The following is a 15828-nucleotide window of genomic DNA, read 5'->3' as shown; positions in this document are numbered from 1 at the left end:
GGAGGATTACTGATGGATCAAAATCAACTTAAAAAACTCGTTGGAGAAAAATCAGTCGAATTTGTCAAAGATAACATGATTCTTGGACTTGGAACCGGAACAACCGTTAAATACATGGTTGATGCCCTAGGCAAGCGCGTTCAAGAAGAAGGCCTTCACATTACTGGGGTAACAACTTCTGAACGGACGGCCCAACAAGCTAAAAGCCTTGGAATTCCGTTAAAGTCAGTTGATGAAGTTGACCATATCGACTTAACGATCGACGGCTCAGATGAAATCAGTTCTGATTTTCAAGGAATCAAGGGTGGCGGTGCCGCATTGCTTTTTGAAAAAATCGTTGCGATCAATTCGGATAAAGTAATGTGGATCGTTGATGAAAGCAAACTTTCACCAAAATTGGGCTCATTCCCGCTCCCGGTTGAAGTCATTCCATACGGCAGTCAAAAAGTGTTTGAACGGTTTGAAAAGAAAGGCCTCAACCCGAAATTCAGAATCGACCCGCAAACAAATGAACGCGTTCGGACCGATTCAAATAACTATGTCATCGACCTTTACTTGCATGAAATCGATCATCCGCACACATTGGCAAAATATTTGATCAGTCAAGTCGGAGTGGTTGAACAAGGCTTATTCCTTGATATGGTCAACACGGTGATCGTTGGTCGGCAAGATGGTCCAGAAGTAATTCAGGTTAAACGTTAATTTTGAGGTGAATATTTATGAGTAAAGCAATTAGTCAAGAACAATTACAAAATTTCCAAGCTGACCTTGATAAGCTTGAAGGTCACGAAGTCAACGAACGGGCCGTTACCAAAAACGGAATTTTAAGCGTTAGTGCTGACTACCGTTCAGAAGTCGCAATGGACCGGGTCTTTTCAATCGACATTGACACCGGCAAAGTTGCTGACCAAAAACGGTCAGGCCGCTGTTGGATGTTTGCTGCTTTAAATACAATGCGGCACTCAATGCGCGAAAAGTTGCACATGAAAGACGACTTTGAACTTTCACAAAACTATACCTTTTTCTGGGATAAGCTTGAAAAATCAAACTACTTCCTTGAAAATGTCTTGCAAACGGCTGAATTGCCAACTTCTGACCGCAAAGTTGCATGGTTGATGCAAACCCCACAACAAGATGGCGGTCAATGGGATATGTTAGTGGCCTTGATCCAAAAATACGGGGTCGTTCCGCAAACCGTCATGCCGGAAACATTCAACTCATCAAATTCAACGGAAATCAATAAGCAACTCAACCTTAAACTTCGCAAAGATGCCGTTGAATTGCGCGAATTAGTTGCTGCTAAAAAGAGCGATGCTGATATTCAAAAAACAAAAGAAAAGATGCTGAACGAAATTTACCGGATGTTAGCTTACACATTTGGTGAACCACCGGCAAGTTTTGATTTTGAATACCGTGATACTGATAACAACTATCACCGGATTGAAAACATTACGCCGCAAGAATTCTTCAAGAAGTACGTTGGGTGGAACTTAGACGATTACGTTTCAATTATCAATGCCCCAACTGCTGACAAGCCATTCAACCACATGTACACGGTTGAAATGCTTGGAAATGTCTTAGGCGGTCGGCAAGTGCGCCACTTGAACCTCGATATGCAAACCTTCCGCAAAGTTGCCATTGAACAACTTAAACATGGTGAAAGTGTTTGGTTCGGTTCAGACGTTGGTCAAGAATCTGACCGGAAGAAAGGAATCATGGACACGAACCTTTACCACCAAGACGAACTTTTCGACATTGATTTTTCAATGTCAAAGGCTGAACGGCTTGATTACGGTGAAAGCATGATGACCCACGCCATGGTATTGACCGGCGTTGATTTGGTTGACGGGCAACCAACAAAATGGAAAGTTGAAAATTCATGGGGCGATAAGGTCGGCGAAAAAGGATTCTTCGTAATGAGCGATGACTGGATGGAAGAATTCTGCTACCAAATCGTTGTTAATAAGAAATACTTGCCAAAGGACCTTCAAGAAATCTTGAAGGAAGAACCAACTGTTCTTGCTCCATGGGATCCAATGGGCGCATTAGCTTAATAGTTAATTCTAAAATAAAAAATCTGCCTAATCGGCAGATTTTTTTTCGTATGATAAAACTTTTTTATCCTGAACTTCAAGGGTCTGATCATCTAACGTATAAACAATTGGTTCGCCATTATAAACTTCAACCCCGTCAATGCCTTCATCACTGATGCGTTCCAGGTATTTTAACAACGCCCGTAAGGAACTTCCATGAGCAACAACCAATTGATTTTTCCCCGCTTTAAGGCGAGGAGCAATTTCATCGATCCAGTATGGAATAATGCGGGCTGAAGCCATTTCCAAACTTTCAGATAGCGGCAACAAATCATGCGGAATGCTTGCATACCGCCGATCATCATCAAATTTTTCTAATTCTGGCGGAACTGAGTAGTACGACCGCCGCCAAAGCGCAACCTGCTTCTTTCCATAGATTTGACGGGTATAATCCTTATTTAATCCCCGTAATGCGCCATAGTGCCGTTCATTCAACCGCCAAGTTTTGTGTTCCGGGATCCATAATTGATCGATTTCATCCAAAACAATATTGGCGGTTTTGATTACCCGCACTAAAACCGACGTATGAACATCACTGAATTGGATTCCTTCTTCACGCAAAAGCCGACCAGCCGAATGGGCCTGAGCCTCGCCCAACGCTGTTAGCGGAACATCTGACCATCCGGTATATTCATTTTTTTGATTCGCAATACTCTGTCCGTGGCGGAGTAAAACTAATTTAACCATTAGTTCACCTTCTTACGCTTTTTAACCAATTTTTATCATATCAAAATCCCTCCGGACGATAAAGCAGAAAGAACTTTAATCAAGTCGAATTGCGAAATCTGGTCGGAAAAAATGAACATCCGAAACCATTACAGATTGGCCTGGCGCAGGTGCCTGAATAAACTTTCCGTTTCCGCACGCAATTGCAACGTGATACGTCTGGCCCGGCAATCCCCAGAAATATAAATCTCCGGGGTGAGCTTGATCAAGCGGAATTTTTCTGCCGCAATGTTCCTGTTGGGTCGTCACCCGCGGCAGCTGTTTTCCGCAATGCGCATACACATATTGAACAAGACCTGAGCAATCAAAACCGTGCGGCGTGGTTCCACCCCAAACGTACGGCACCCCGAGATATTTTCGGGCTTCACGAATGATTGGATCGTCGTTTTGTTCGTTTTCTAAATTATCACCATCCTTTTCAAAATCATGATTCACTTCAGGCGGCAATTCAATTTCCGTCCCGGTCGAAACCGTTACTTCAACGTGATTAATCTTCGTCTTTGGCGCCCAGTAATAACTTGAAGCGTGAACTTTTTCCGTCCCGCATAGTAATAATAATGCGGCGACGCCAGTAATTATTAGTCTTTTTATCATTATCATCCCTCCATTTATTAAATTCGCAATTTATTCAACTTTTCAATTATTTTTTTTGGTATAATTCAATAGATAAGCGAAAAATAAAATTAAAATGTAAAATTTTGAAGATAAATTAAGGAGTCACTATGGATAATAACAAACGCGAAGATTCATCGTTATATGATGAAATTCCTTCACGAACCGAAGAATACCATAAGCGGAACCGGACGAAACAAAGTCTCCGCAAAAGAATCTGTACGATTTGTTTAGTCGTGTTACTGATTGGATTCTATGGAATTGGGGCATTTGCACTGAACATCTTGAATCATACGCGAACGGCAATGTCCAAGGCCTATTCGCCAACGGGCAAAGATCAAACTGTTTCCCAAGTTTTGAAAGATAAAAAGCCGTTTTCAGTCTTACTGATGGGAACCGATACCGGTGACCTTGGACGAACGTTTAAGGGCCGGACAGATACGATGATCGTGATGACCGTCAATCCGCAAACGGAAAAAATCACCATGACAAGTATTCCGCGGGATACGGCCGTTCATATTTCAGGTTCGAATAACGAGTATGACAAGATCAACTCGGCTTATACATATGGCGGGACTGATTTGGCGGTCAAGACCGTTGAAAAGACCCTTGATATTCCGATCAACTTCTATATGCTGATCAACATGGGCGGCCTAGTTAAGGTGATCGATGATCTCGGTGGCGTAACCGTTACCCCGTCACTAACGTTCTCATACCAAAATGTTTCAGTTACGAAAGGTAAAACCGTCAAACTTGATGGTAAACAAGCATTATCGTACTCACGGATGCGGGATGACGATCCTCAAGGAGATTACGGTCGGCAAAAACGCCAAAAACAAATTTTAACGGCCATCATCAAAAAGGCAATGTCCGCTTCTTCATTAACGAAATACAACAAAACGATCAATGCGATCCAAGGAAGCCTGAAGACCGACCTTTCATATGATGATTTAATGATGATCGAATCTTATTACAAGGATGCCGGGAAACACGTTTCATCGCGGGTTCTTCAAGGACATACCGAAACATTAAGTGGCTTGTCATACCAAGTTGCAACCGCCGCTGAAAAACGGAAGATTTCAAACGAAATTCGGCACCAACTTGGATTAAAAGATTCGGATCATAACTTTGAAAAAGATTCACTCAGCCAACTTGAAGGTGATGACAGCAGTGATGATTCAACCACAGATACCACTTCAACCGGTAATGGATACGGTTCAGCAGCCGGAAATGCTGGGACTGGTTACGGAACCGGAACGGGTTATGGAAACCAAACGCCAACGACCGCTCCGCGAGCCCAAACTCAAGGATATGGAACAGGCACCGCTAACCAAACAGCAGGAACTGACACCGGCACTGCAACTGGAAATGCAACCGGCGGAAACTATGGGCGGACTGCTGGAGCAACTGGTGCGGGCACTGGCACTGGGACCGGAACAACTGGAATTATTGAATACTAAAAAAGATTGTGCGAAAAATCGCACAATCTTTTTTTTAATAATCACTTAAGTCTAACAACAGACTGCCGTAAACTAACCCGGCACCAAAGCCTGTCAGTAACACTTTCTTTGGCCGCTTTCCGTTTGCTAGCTGTTCACTTAACGCCAACGGAATTCCCACTGACGAAGTATTACCAGCATAATCAACATTGACGGCAAACTTTTCAAATGGAATATTCAATCCTTCAGAAATCTTTTCAAGCAACCGTAAATTTGCTTGGTGAGGAATTACCAAATCAATTTCTTGCGGATCAATTTGATTTTCACTTAAGAAATCTTTCATATGAGCGATGACCGTTGTCGTTACAAAATTAAACACGGCCGGACCATCTTGATAAAAAGCCCTTGCTTGCGGATAATTTTCAGCTTTAACAGCTGAAATTGGTTTGATTCGACCACTGTTAACGGCTTCCATGTTGCCATCGGCCTGCATTTTTTCAGCAAGCAATGAATCCGTTGCGTCTTCCTTCTTTTCTAACAATGCACCGGCGGCACCGTCACCGAAGAAAACAGCCGATGTCCGGTCCGTAAAGTCCATCATTTTTGAGTTATTTTCAACACTGATCACAATTGCCTTATTGTATTGCGGACTGTGAAGAAACTTATCTGCCGTACTATAACCGAAAATAAATCCAGCGCAGGCAGCTGACAAGTCATAGGCAAAGGCATTTTTCGCCCCAATATTCTTTTGAACAAGGGCAGCGGTTGACGGCGTCAATGCATCCGGTGAAATTGTTGAAACGATAATCAAATCAATTTCTTCCGGAGCAACATGAGCCTGTTGCAAAAGCTTTTCTGCAACCTTGGTTGCCATTTCAGATGAATCTTCATCAATTGCATAATGACGAGTTTTGATTCCTGTATGAGCTTGAATCCATTCATCAGAAGTATCCATAATTTTACTTAATTCATCATTTGTAACGACCCGTTCAGGCAAATACCCTGCACTGGCTGTTAATTTAACACCAACTGACATTATGTTCACCTCAAAATTCTTTTTTCTCATTACCCTTCAAGCAGATATACACCTAATTTAAAATCTTAATCTAAGATACTCCTGAAAGGAAATGAATGCAAAATATTTGTGTTTTTAGGTAAAAAAAAGCTGAGGCATAATACCTCAGCTCACCTTTATGCGGGTAAATGGATTCGAACCATCACGAGCGCAATGCTCACCAGATCCTTAGTCTGACGCGTCTGCCAATTCCGCCATACCCGCGACAACAGAAATAATTATAACAGACAAAATTATCAGACGCAATATCTTTTTTTAATTATTTTGAAATTAATTTCAAATGACCGCCACACCGTGAACAACGGTACTTCTGGACATTAAAATGTCGCTGGCGATAATACCGTTTATGGCATTGCCGGCACTCATACACGATTTGCGGATCAGGCCGTAAACTTGATGGCGAATACCGGCTCCCGCCGACCTTTTGCAGTAAAACCTTAAAATCATGATCGCGGTGTTGGTAACCGCGGTGATTCAAATGCAAGTGATAATGACACAGTTCATGCTTAATTACCCCTACCAGAATTTCAGGCGGATAATCGGTTGCGATATGCGGATTAATTTCAATATTGTGAGTTTCCAACATATACCGCCCGCCAGTTGACCGCAGCCGGGAATTAAAGCTTGCAGTATGGCGAAACGGGACTTGAAATGATTCGATTGAAATCCGTTCGATTAGCCGTTGCAGTTCTTGATCGGTCATTTTTCGGCCTTCTGTTCCGTTGGCGCAATCATTGATAATTGGATTCGGCCGCGTTTTTCATCAACACTATCGACCCAGACATCAACGATATCCCCCACAGCAACCACATCCCGCGGGTTCGCAACGTATGAATCACTTAACTTCGAAATATGCACTAGCCCGTCCTGCTTAACGCCAATATCCACAAAAACGCCGAAATCAACAACATTCCGGACCGTGCCTTGAAGCTGCATTCCCGGTTTCAAATCTTCAAGGTGAAGCGTATCTGAACGCAGAAGCGGCATTGGCATCGTATCCCGGAAATCACGTCCCGGCTTTTCCAAACTTGAAACAATATCCGTCAACGTTGCTTCACCAATTTGGTTTTCCGCCGCAAACTGCTTTTGATCAAACTGTTTTAACTTCTGATTCAGTTTCGCTGTTCCAATTTCATCTTGAGCTGCCTGATTAGCCGCTAAAAGCTTTTCGGCAACCGCATAGCTTTCAGGGTGAATGTCAGTGTTATCCAATGGATTCGTTCCGTTCACGATGCGCAAGAAACCAGCTGACTGTTCATATGCCTTATTTCCAAGCCGCGGAACATTTAACAATTCCTTCCGCGTCTTAAACTTCCCGTTTTCATCACGGTACTTCACGATATTTTTGGCAATCGACTTATTCAATCCTGAAATGTGCTCTAATAATTGCGGACTGGCAGTGTTTAAATTAACCCCTACCTGGTTGACGCCCGTTTCAATTACCTGGCTCAACTTATTATCAAGTTCTTTTTCTGGCAGATCGTGTTGATATTGGCCAACTCCAATTGATTTCGGATCAATCTTGATCAATTCGGCCAATGGATCTTGAAGCCGCCGGGCAATGCTGACCGCTGACCGTTCTTCAACGTTAAAGTCGGGAAATTCATCCCGGGCGATTTGGCTTGCAGAGTAAACTGAAGCCCCCGCCTCGTTGACGATCACATAGTAAACCGGCATTGAGATTTCCTTCAAAACTTCAGCAACGAATGCTTCGGATTCCCGACTGGCAGTTCCGTTCCCAATTGCGACCATTTCAACATGATAATCGTTAATTAGGGCTTTGAGCTTCGCCTTTGCTTCTGTCCGTAACTTGGGATTCGGTTTTTGACCCTTCGCCTTTTCATGCGGGTAAATTACGGCTTTCGCCAGGAATTTTCCGGTCGGATCGATCACCGCCAGCTTGCAGCCCGTTCTAAACGCCGGGTCCAATCCAAGAACCGTTTTACCTTTCAACGGCGCCTGCATCAGCAAATGGTACAGATTATCACCAAACACATTGATTGCCTTTTCATCGGCCCTTTCCGTTAATTGTTTCCGGATTTCACGTTCAATTGCTGGCCGAATGAAGCGCCGATAAGCATCCGTATATGCATCCTCAATCATGGGCGCTGCTTCGCCTTGACGACTGCCGATAAACCGGGAGTGAAAATACCGCAATACAAATTGCTCATCAAGTTCAACCTTTACCCGAATGATTTTTTCTTTTTCACCGCGGTCAAGGGCCAGGGTTTGATGGGAAGCCATCTTACTGATTGGTTGTTCAAAGTCATAATACAGCTGATAAACACCCTTTTCATCAGCTTCTTCGTCTTTGACTTTTGAAACAATTTTTCCGTGTTTTAACGTGTTTTGGCGAACCCAATCCCGTAACTGAACGTTTTCACCGAACGCCTCCGCAATAATTTCATGAACGCCTTGAAGAGCATCATCAACCGTCGTGATTTCCTTTTCTGGATTCATGTATTTCGCTGCTTCAGCCTCAATGCCGGAATTAAAGCCTAAAACATACCGGGCAAGCGGTTCTAATCCCGCATCCTTGGCAATTTGCGCCTTCGTTTTCCGTTTTTGCTTGTATGGCAAATACAAGTCTTCAAGCAACTGCATGTTATCCGCTTGGTTGATTTTGGCCTTCAACGTTGCGGTTAATTTCCCCTGTTCGTCAATTTTGCTAATAATATCGGCTTTGCGTTTTTCAATTTTGGCAACCTGATCATACGTTTTTTGAATTTCGCGCAGTTGAACTTCATCAAGGCTGCCCGTCATTTCTTTCCGGTACCGGGCAATAAATGGGACCGTATTCCCATCTTCAAGCAATTTTAATGCTTCTTTGATTTGATGCGGCCGAAGTTGCGGCAGTTGGTGCGCTGTAATTTCAAAATATTGCTGTTCCATCTTTCTTCTCCTTTAAAATTAAAGAGAGGTTGTGACCCACGTCGCAGCCTCCCTGCTTTTTTACCCTTAAACTATGCTAAATGGAGTCCCCGGATAATCTTCTGGACACTCCGGTTAACTTTATCCATTGCCGTTTCCTGTGCCTTTTCAGCTGCATCAAATTGTTCCCGGTCAACTTGATGGCCTTGATAATCAATGCTGGCATTCATTGCTTCACAGCCCTTTACAAATTCCCGGTAGTGAGCGATCAGGTTCTTATGAACCCCAATCAACTGGGCCGGGGCTTGCGCCTTTTCTAAGGTCGTTAAGTTCGTTTGATATTGCTTAACGCCTTCGCCAAAGCTTGCCTGCGTAGCTTGGTAGTCTTCGGCTTCGATTTCTTCATCATCATTTAATGCACTTCGAAAAATATTGAAGTACGGATCCATCTTCGCACTCATCTTTTGGGTGCTGTCTAATACATTGTTGATCACACCTAAATATTGGTTAACATTTACCCGTCGCATTTTTTCACCCTATTTCCAAAATTCGTCATAAACATTGATCGGCATGTGCCGCTTGTGTTCCGTCTTTACATACCAGTTTTCAATGATTTCCGCATTGTGATCATCAACCGGCTTTCCTTCCAGATAATCATCAATATCGTTATAGGTTACCCCTAATGCCACTTCATCAGGCAAAGCCGGCCGGTTATCTTCGAGGTCAGCCGTTGGCGTTTTTTCATATAAGTGCTTTGGCGCATGTAAAACTTCAAGCATTTGCTTGCCTTGACGCTTATCTAACCGCCATAGCGGGGTAATATCAGCGCCGCCGTCACCGTACTTTGTATAGAAGCCAGTGATTGCTTCCGCTGCGTGGTCCGTGCCGACCACTGCGCCGTAGTTAGCTCCAGCAATTGCATACTGGGCAATCATTCGTTGCCGTGCCTTGATGTTGCCCTTATTAAAGTCGCTGACTTCAATTTGGTTGGCTTCAACCGCCTTGACCATTGCATCGGCAGCTTCTTTAATATTGACCCGCACCGTCTGGTCAGCATCCATAAATTCAATGGCATCCATTGCATCTTGTTCGTCAGCTTGATCACCGTACGGGAGTCGCACTGCGATAAATTGATAATCCTGGTCGCCCGTTTCTTCCCGCATTTCCGTAATTGCCATCTGGCTTAATTTCCCGGCAAGTGTTGAATCCTGTCCGCCTGAAATTCCCAACACAAGGGTCTTCAAAAAAGGATTTTTCTTTAAGTATGCCTTTAAAAAGTCGATCGAACGGCGAATTTCCTTTTCCGGATCGATTTGCGGCTGAACCTTTAACGTTTCAATGATTTTTGCTTGTAATTCACGCATTTCTCTCACTCCACTTATTAAATATCATTCGGAAGCGGCTTTTGGTTATTCGCTTCCCGAATGGTTTGAATAATTTTCATCTTGTTATCATAGCACTTCTTTGAAAGATCAACGGGGTAATCTTGCGGGTTCAATAGCCGCTTGTATTCTTCCCACAGACTTTCAAGGTGCCGTTTAGCGTACTGCTTGATTTCTTGTAAACTTGGCTGATCATAAACCAATTCACCGTTTTTAAAGATTTCCGTCAATAACGGTCGCGCATTAAAGTTTGTGACCTGCTTATTGATATACGTATATTGCGGATGGAACATCAATAGTGATTTCCGTTGTTGCGGCTTTTCATTATAAAGGGCAACGTAATCACCTTCTGATTTGCCGGAATCTTTCCGGGTGATCCGCCAAACCTGTTTCTTTCCTGGAGTTGACACCTTATTAACGTTGCTTGAAATTTTAATGGTGTCCTCCATTTGACCAGCCGCATTTTCAATGGCAACCATTTTGTAGACCGCGCCCAAAGCAGGTTGATCATACGCCGTGATCAATTTTGTGCCCACACCCCAAACGTCAATTTTGGCATGCTGCATTTTCAAGTTCATGATCGTTTTTTCATCAAGATCATTTGAAGCATAGATTTTGGCATCCGGAAAGCCAGCTGCATCAAGTTGCTTGCGCACACACTTCGAAATGTATGCCATATCGCCGGAATCGATCCGCACCCCTAAAAAGTTAATGCGGTCGCCCATTTCCTTCGCAACCCGAATCGCATTCGGAACGCCGGAACGTAACGTGTCGTAAGTATCAACCAAAAAAACACAGTCATGGTGCGTTTCAGCATATGCTTTAAATGCTTCATAATCATTTTGATAAGCTTGCACTAACGCATGGGCATGGGTCCCACTCGCCGGGATCCCAAAAATCTTACTTGCCCGCAAGTTGCTGGTTGCATCAAAGCCACCAATGTAAGCTGCGCGCGTTCCCCAAATGGCGGCGTCCATTTCCTGGGCCCGCCGACTACCGAATTCAAGTAACGGATCATCGCCGACAACTGACCGAATCCGGGCAGCCTTGGTCGCAATTAAAGTTTGATAATTGATAATATTCAAAATTGCGGTTTCAACCAACTGACAATCCGCTAATGGACCTTCAATCTGCATCAACGGTTCATTATTAAATACGATTTCTCCCTCGACCATTGACCGGATACTTAACCGAATCTTGAAATTCCGTAAGTATTCAATAAAGTCATCCTGATAACCCATCTCTTCTTTTAAGTACTGAAGGTCAGACTCTGAAAAGTGCAGGTTTTGGATATACTGAATTACACGTTCCAACCCGGCATAAATGGCATATCCGTTTTGAAACGGTAAATCGCGAAAATAAACTTCAAAGATTGCATTCCGATCGGCAATCCCTTCACGCCAATACGTTTCGATCATATTCAATTCATACGCATCAGTATGAAGTGCTAAGCTGTCGTCTGCATATTTATTAATCATGATATTCCTCTTTAAGATCGTAATTTACTAGATACATAATAGTGCTTATATTTTATCACTTTTCGGGTTCCCACCGCAAAATAGTTTGTTCTATAATGAAATAAACAAAGCAGAAACGAGGAAGATCATGACGCGTTTAAAGGTCAATATTCTTGGAATTGAATTTGATAATTTTACCCAGAAAGAATTGGTTCAACAACTGATTACCGATAACCAGCAACATCTTAACCGGTTCGTCGTCACGGCTAACCCTGAAATCGTTCTGGCAGCCACCCGCGATCCTAATTACCAGCAGATCATCAACCATGCTGATTACGTTACTGCGGATGGAATCGGCATCGTAAAAGGTGCGCAGATTCTGGGTACCCCGCTTGCTGAACGGGTAACCGGCTTTGATACCATGCAAGCATTGTTGCAATATGCTGATCAAAATCAAAAGAAAGTTTACTTTTTAGGCGGTAAGCCAGCAGTGATCAGCGCATTGAAAAATGTAATTGAGAAAAAATACCCGCACTTAGTCATTGCTGGAATGCATGATGGTTATTTTAATGATGAAGAACCGATCGTCCATGAAATCCAGCAATCCCAACCAGATTTCATTTTTGTTGCGTTGGGATTTCCAAAACAGGACTTTTTCATCGCCCATCACCGGTCTATTGCCAATTCGATTTGGATGGGCGTCGGCGGCAGTTTCGACGTTTTGACCGGCAACGTTCAACGGGCCCCTGAATTTTGGATCAATCATCACATTGAATGGCTCTTCCGGCTGATCCAAGAACCGACCCGCTTTAAACGGATGTTAGCTTTGCCGCGTTATTTATTCCGCGTTTATCGGCAAAAATTCAAGCAAAAAAAATAAGGCCTCAGCCTTATTTTTTTATTTCTCTAAGTAAAATTCAAACCGTTCGCCGGCATATTCTGTTCGCACATATTCAAACGGCAGTCCCGTTGTCAGTTTAGTAATTTGGCGTAGTTTTAGAATCGGTGCTCCCCGTTTGATTTTCAAATAATCAGCAATCTTTTCCGATGCGCTTGATGCAGAAACCGTCTGTTGGGCATGCCCAATCTCAAGCCCGTGTTCTTGCAACGTTTGGTATAACGACCGGGTAATTTGAGACCGTTGATAATTTTTAACTAACGAATAAGGTAAAGTTGCAACTTCAAAGCAAATCGGAACTTCGTCTGCGTACCGAATCCGTTCCATCCGTAAAATATTATCATGATCACTAAGTTTCAGGTGTTCCTGTTCGCTTAACGATGGGGTCGTAACCTGATACGAAATTGTTTTACTTGAAGGGGTCTTTCCCTGATTTTCCATCAACTGGGTAAAACTCGTTGTCCCGGACATCTTTTCCTGAACTTTTTTCCGGGCAACAAACGTTCCAGAACCGACCCGGCGTTCAAGGATTCCTTCATCAACCAGCGTTTGAACTGCTTGGCGTAAAGTCATCCGGCTAACGCCATATTTTTCAGCTAATTCCCGTTCCGCTGGGATCCGATCGCCGACCTGCCACTTACCTTTTTCAATTGATTCCTTTAAATCATTATGAATTCGAATATAAATTGGAAAGCTCATCCTTAAATCCATTCCTTTAAAATTTATACCATTAGTATATCACTAAATATTATTCGTTTATCCGGTTAATACAAAAAAAGGCTGTGCACCTGCACAACCTTTTACCCAATAAAAAAATTGGGGTAGCTGGATTCGAACCAGCGCATCACGGTACCAAAAACCGTTGCCTTACCGCTTGGCTATACCCCAATAAGATGATGGAGGGGAGTGGATTCGAACCACCGAACCCGAAGGAGCGGATTTACAGTCCGCCGCGTTTAGCCAGACTTCGCTACCCCTCCATGTTCAATTAAAATCAAATGCCTTATCACATCCGACTTAATTATCATACATGCTATTTCGAAAAATTGCAAGGACTTTTTTCAAAAAAATTATTTTTTTAGTCTGACGTTGCTAACCGTTTGATCTTGGGGGCAATCATCAATAAGATCAGTCCCAAAATAATCGTTACTCCCCCAATGATTCCAAAGTAATGAATCTCGGTTGTCTGGTTATAAAACTTTACGATCTGCGAGTTGATTGCTTGTGCGACCGCATCCGTTAAGAACCACATACTCATCATTTGTGACCGGAATGCCTGCGGAGCCAGTTTAGTGGTCGTTGAAAGTCCGATTGGTGAAATCAGCATTTCTCCAATAATGACCAATGCCCAACTCATGACCAGCCAGAGAGGCGAAACTTTCGTGTGAGTCCCGTAAAGCATTCCCGGAAGCATCATCCATAAGAACGAAATTCCCGCAAAAAATAATCCTAATGAAAATTTGGTTGCTGATGATGGTTGATGATTCTTTAACTTGCTCCACAGCCAAGCAAAGCATGGAACGTACAGCATAATGAACAGCGGATTCATACTTTGGAACCAGCTTGCTGGAAATGAATGACCCAACACCGTCAATTTAGTCTGTTCTTCAGCAAAAATCGCCAAAATAACTGACCCTTGCTCTTCAATGATCCAGAAGACGATCGCAGCTAAAAATAATGGAAGGTAGGTCACGACCCGCTTGCGTTCACTCATCGTTACCTTTTGGCTAGTCAACATTACAACAAAGTAGTAAATCGGAATTCCAATTGAAAGAACCGACAATACAAGGATCACGTTGCCAATATTAAACAGATTAAATTCGATCATAATCACGCAAGTCAAAACGATTCCAATAACCCACGCAATCCCCTTTTTGATCAGTCCGCGAACTTCTTCCGGTTCAAGCGGATCATTCGGAAACATGCTGTCAGGTGATAAGTACAGCTTACCATCGATCGAATACTGAACAAGTCCAAAAAACATTCCAATTGCAGCAAGTGAAAAGCCGATATGAAAATTATACGTTTGACCAATGTACCCCACAATGATTGGCGCAATAAAGGCCCCCACGTTAATTCCAAATACAAAAATATTAAATCCGGCTTCCCGACGATAATCATCCTTATTATACAGGCTGCCAACCATTTCAGAAACGTTGGGTTTTAACATTCCGGTTCCAAAAGTAATCAGAATGATCGAAATAAACAACGCGGCTTTGCCGTATGGCGTTGCTAAAACGATATGCCCAAGCATGATCAAAATTCCACCGATCAAAACCGTTTTCCGGCTGCCCCATAGGCGATCACTCATAAAACCGCCAAGGACACTTGTCAGGTAAACTAACGCCCCGTAAATCGACATGATCGATGCAGCCGTCGCTTTACTAAAGCCCAATCCGCCTTCCGTTACTGAATAAAACATGTAAAACAGCAGAATTGCCCGCATGCCATAATAACTAAACCGTTCCCACATCTCAGTGAAGAATAGGGTTGCCAGTCCGCGCGGGTGTCCTAAAAATGTTTTTTGCGACTTAATTGGAGTCAATTTTAAATTCCTTCCATAAATAAACTTAATAATATTTAAAGTATAGTCATCTGCGGGAAATTGGTCAATTTTCGGTTTTATTTTTGAATAAAAGAATAAGGACACGAATTTAATCATGCCCTTATTCTTTGTCCAAATTTACACCAAAGTCCCTGTCAGACACACAGAAAAGTGTTGCCTTTGATTGTTATATCAATGTTTATCCGCATTCTAAAATTCTTTACAGACACACGGTTATCTGTCGTGTGTCTATTGTGTGTCTGACTGTAGTTTTTATATGAACAAAAAAGTATTTTTACAAACAAAAAAAGCCTTATATCAAGGCTTATAAACATTTATGAACGTTTTATCATGCTGATTGCAGGAGTCGAACCTGTGACCCACGGTTTACGATACCGTTGCTCTACCAACTGAGCTAAATCAGCATATCAATGACCCGTACGGGATTTGAACCCATGTTACCGCCGTGAAAGGGCGGTGTCTTAACCACTTGACCAACGGGTCATAATAATTATGTTAATCACTAACGTGAATGCTCATTAGTCATTTGAAACTCCGGCAGGCGGACTCGAACCGTCGACACCCTGATTAACAGTCAGATGCTCTACCAACTGAGCTATGCCGGAATAATCAACAAGCACGGCAACTTCCTACCCTCACAGGAGGCGTTCCTCCAACTACTATCGGCGTTTTGAAGCTTAACTTCTGTATTCGGAATGGAAACAGGTGT

14 protein-coding genes, 6 tRNA genes and 1 rRNA gene are annotated in these 15828 nt (G+C 43.0%); 4 read left to right on the top strand and 17 right to left on the bottom strand.

From position 1 onward, the window contains the following. Window positions 1–12: 12 nt before the first annotated feature. Both rpiA and A3O17_RS02240 read left to right on the top strand, forming a co-directional pair. Complete coding sequence (rpiA, locus tag A3O17_RS02245) at window positions 13–702, top strand: ribose-5-phosphate isomerase RpiA (RefSeq protein ID WP_057826799.1); 690 nt, start codon at window positions 13–15, stop codon at window positions 700–702. A gap of 17 nt (window positions 703–719) precedes the next feature. Beyond that, on the top strand, window positions 720–2054 hold the full coding sequence (locus A3O17_RS02240; protein ID WP_064208604.1) for a C1 family peptidase: 1335 nt from the start codon (window positions 720–722) through the stop codon (window positions 2052–2054). A 27-nt stretch (window positions 2055–2081) separates the two neighbouring features. Here the strand turns inward: A3O17_RS02240 and A3O17_RS02235 are convergent, their stop codons facing one another. Both A3O17_RS02235 and A3O17_RS02230 read right to left on the bottom strand, forming a co-directional pair. After that, window positions 2082–2780 carry a 2,3-bisphosphoglycerate-dependent phosphoglycerate mutase gene (locus tag A3O17_RS02235; RefSeq protein ID WP_064208605.1) on the bottom strand — a complete coding sequence of 233 codons (699 nt, stop codon included), beginning with the start codon at window positions 2778–2780 and terminating at the stop codon, window positions 2082–2084. 75 nt (window positions 2781–2855) lie between these two features. Further along, a complete protein-coding gene (locus A3O17_RS02230) occupies window positions 2856–3413 on the bottom strand; it encodes a C40 family peptidase (RefSeq protein WP_064208606.1) in 558 nt (185 codons plus the stop codon). 128 nt (window positions 3414–3541) lie between these two features. On the opposite strand from A3O17_RS02230, the gene A3O17_RS02225 reads away from it, so the two are divergent. Beyond that, complete coding sequence (locus tag A3O17_RS02225) at window positions 3542–4891, top strand: LCP family glycopolymer transferase (protein ID WP_064208607.1); 1350 nt, start codon at window positions 3542–3544, stop codon at window positions 4889–4891. Window positions 4892–4925: 34 nt separating this feature from the next. Here A3O17_RS02225 and A3O17_RS02220 read toward each other — a convergent pair whose 3' ends face one another. The 7 genes from A3O17_RS02220 to A3O17_RS02190 all read right to left on the bottom strand — a co-directional run bounded on the left by A3O17_RS02220 (window position 4926) and on the right by A3O17_RS02190 (window position 11676). Next, on the bottom strand, window positions 4926–5906 hold the full coding sequence (locus tag A3O17_RS02220; RefSeq protein WP_064208608.1) for a beta-ketoacyl-ACP synthase III: 981 nt from the start codon (window positions 5904–5906) through the stop codon (window positions 4926–4928). 158 nt (window positions 5907–6064) lie between these two features. Next, window positions 6065–6149, bottom strand: a tRNA-Leu gene (locus A3O17_RS02215). 55 nt (window positions 6150–6204) lie between these two features. Further along, on the bottom strand, window positions 6205–6648 hold the full coding sequence (locus A3O17_RS02210; RefSeq protein ID WP_064208609.1) for a SprT family protein: 444 nt from the start codon (window positions 6646–6648) through the stop codon (window positions 6205–6207). Further along, on the bottom strand, window positions 6645–8837 hold the full coding sequence (locus tag A3O17_RS02205; protein WP_064208610.1) for a Tex family protein: 2193 nt from the start codon (window positions 8835–8837) through the stop codon (window positions 6645–6647). The genes A3O17_RS02210 and A3O17_RS02205 overlap by 4 nt, the downstream gene beginning before the upstream one ends. A 71-nt stretch (window positions 8838–8908) precedes the next feature. Then, a complete protein-coding gene (locus A3O17_RS02200; protein WP_064208611.1) occupies window positions 8909–9343 on the bottom strand; it encodes a hypothetical protein in 435 nt (144 codons plus the stop codon). Between the two features lie 9 nt (window positions 9344–9352). Continuing rightward, a complete protein-coding gene (gene nadE, locus A3O17_RS02195; RefSeq protein WP_064208612.1) occupies window positions 9353–10180 on the bottom strand; it encodes an ammonia-dependent NAD(+) synthetase in 828 nt (275 codons plus the stop codon). A gap of 17 nt (window positions 10181–10197) precedes the next feature. Then, window positions 10198–11676 (bottom strand): nicotinate phosphoribosyltransferase, encoded by a 1479-nt coding sequence (locus A3O17_RS02190; protein ID WP_064208613.1) that lies wholly within the window; start codon window positions 11674–11676, stop codon window positions 10198–10200. Between the two features lie 127 nt (window positions 11677–11803). Between A3O17_RS02190 and A3O17_RS02185 the strand changes: the two genes are divergently transcribed. Beyond that, window positions 11804–12535: a WecB/TagA/CpsF family glycosyltransferase gene (locus tag A3O17_RS02185; protein ID WP_064208614.1), complete on the top strand. Its 732-nt coding sequence runs from the start codon at window positions 11804–11806 to the stop codon at window positions 12533–12535. Window positions 12536–12553: 18 nt separating this feature from the next. Here the strand turns inward: A3O17_RS02185 and A3O17_RS02180 are convergent, their stop codons facing one another. From A3O17_RS02180 to rrf, 8 genes are all read right to left on the bottom strand, one after another. Continuing rightward, window positions 12554–13252 carry a GntR family transcriptional regulator gene (locus A3O17_RS02180; RefSeq protein ID WP_064208615.1) on the bottom strand — a complete coding sequence of 233 codons (699 nt, stop codon included), beginning with the start codon at window positions 13250–13252 and terminating at the stop codon, window positions 12554–12556. A 117-nt stretch (window positions 13253–13369) separates the two neighbouring features. After that, window positions 13370–13441, bottom strand: a tRNA-Gln gene (locus tag A3O17_RS02175). 9 nt (window positions 13442–13450) lie between these two features. Further along, window positions 13451–13533 (bottom strand) — tRNA-Tyr (locus A3O17_RS02170). A 98-nt stretch (window positions 13534–13631) separates the two neighbouring features. Continuing rightward, window positions 13632–15089, bottom strand: coding sequence for a peptide MFS transporter (locus A3O17_RS02165; RefSeq protein ID WP_064208617.1), 1458 nt, complete (start codon window positions 15087–15089; stop codon window positions 13632–13634). Between the two features lie 361 nt (window positions 15090–15450). Beyond that, window positions 15451–15523 (bottom strand) — tRNA-Thr (locus A3O17_RS02160). Between the two features lie 7 nt (window positions 15524–15530). Then, a tRNA-Glu gene (locus A3O17_RS02155) sits at window positions 15531–15602 on the bottom strand. A 49-nt stretch (window positions 15603–15651) separates the two neighbouring features. Further along, a tRNA-Asn gene (locus A3O17_RS02150) sits at window positions 15652–15724 on the bottom strand. 11 nt (window positions 15725–15735) lie between these two features. Next, window positions 15736–15828: ribosomal RNA gene (rrf, locus tag A3O17_RS02145) — 5S ribosomal RNA — on the bottom strand; the annotation flags it as partial.

Origin of the sequence: Ligilactobacillus aviarius, from assembly GCF_001654615.1 — a bacterium.
Lineage (GTDB): Bacteria > Bacillota > Bacilli > Lactobacillales > Lactobacillaceae > Ligilactobacillus > Ligilactobacillus aviarius_B.
The sequence above is the reverse complement of the archived record's forward strand: the minus strand, read 5'-3'. Positions and strand labels throughout refer to the sequence as shown.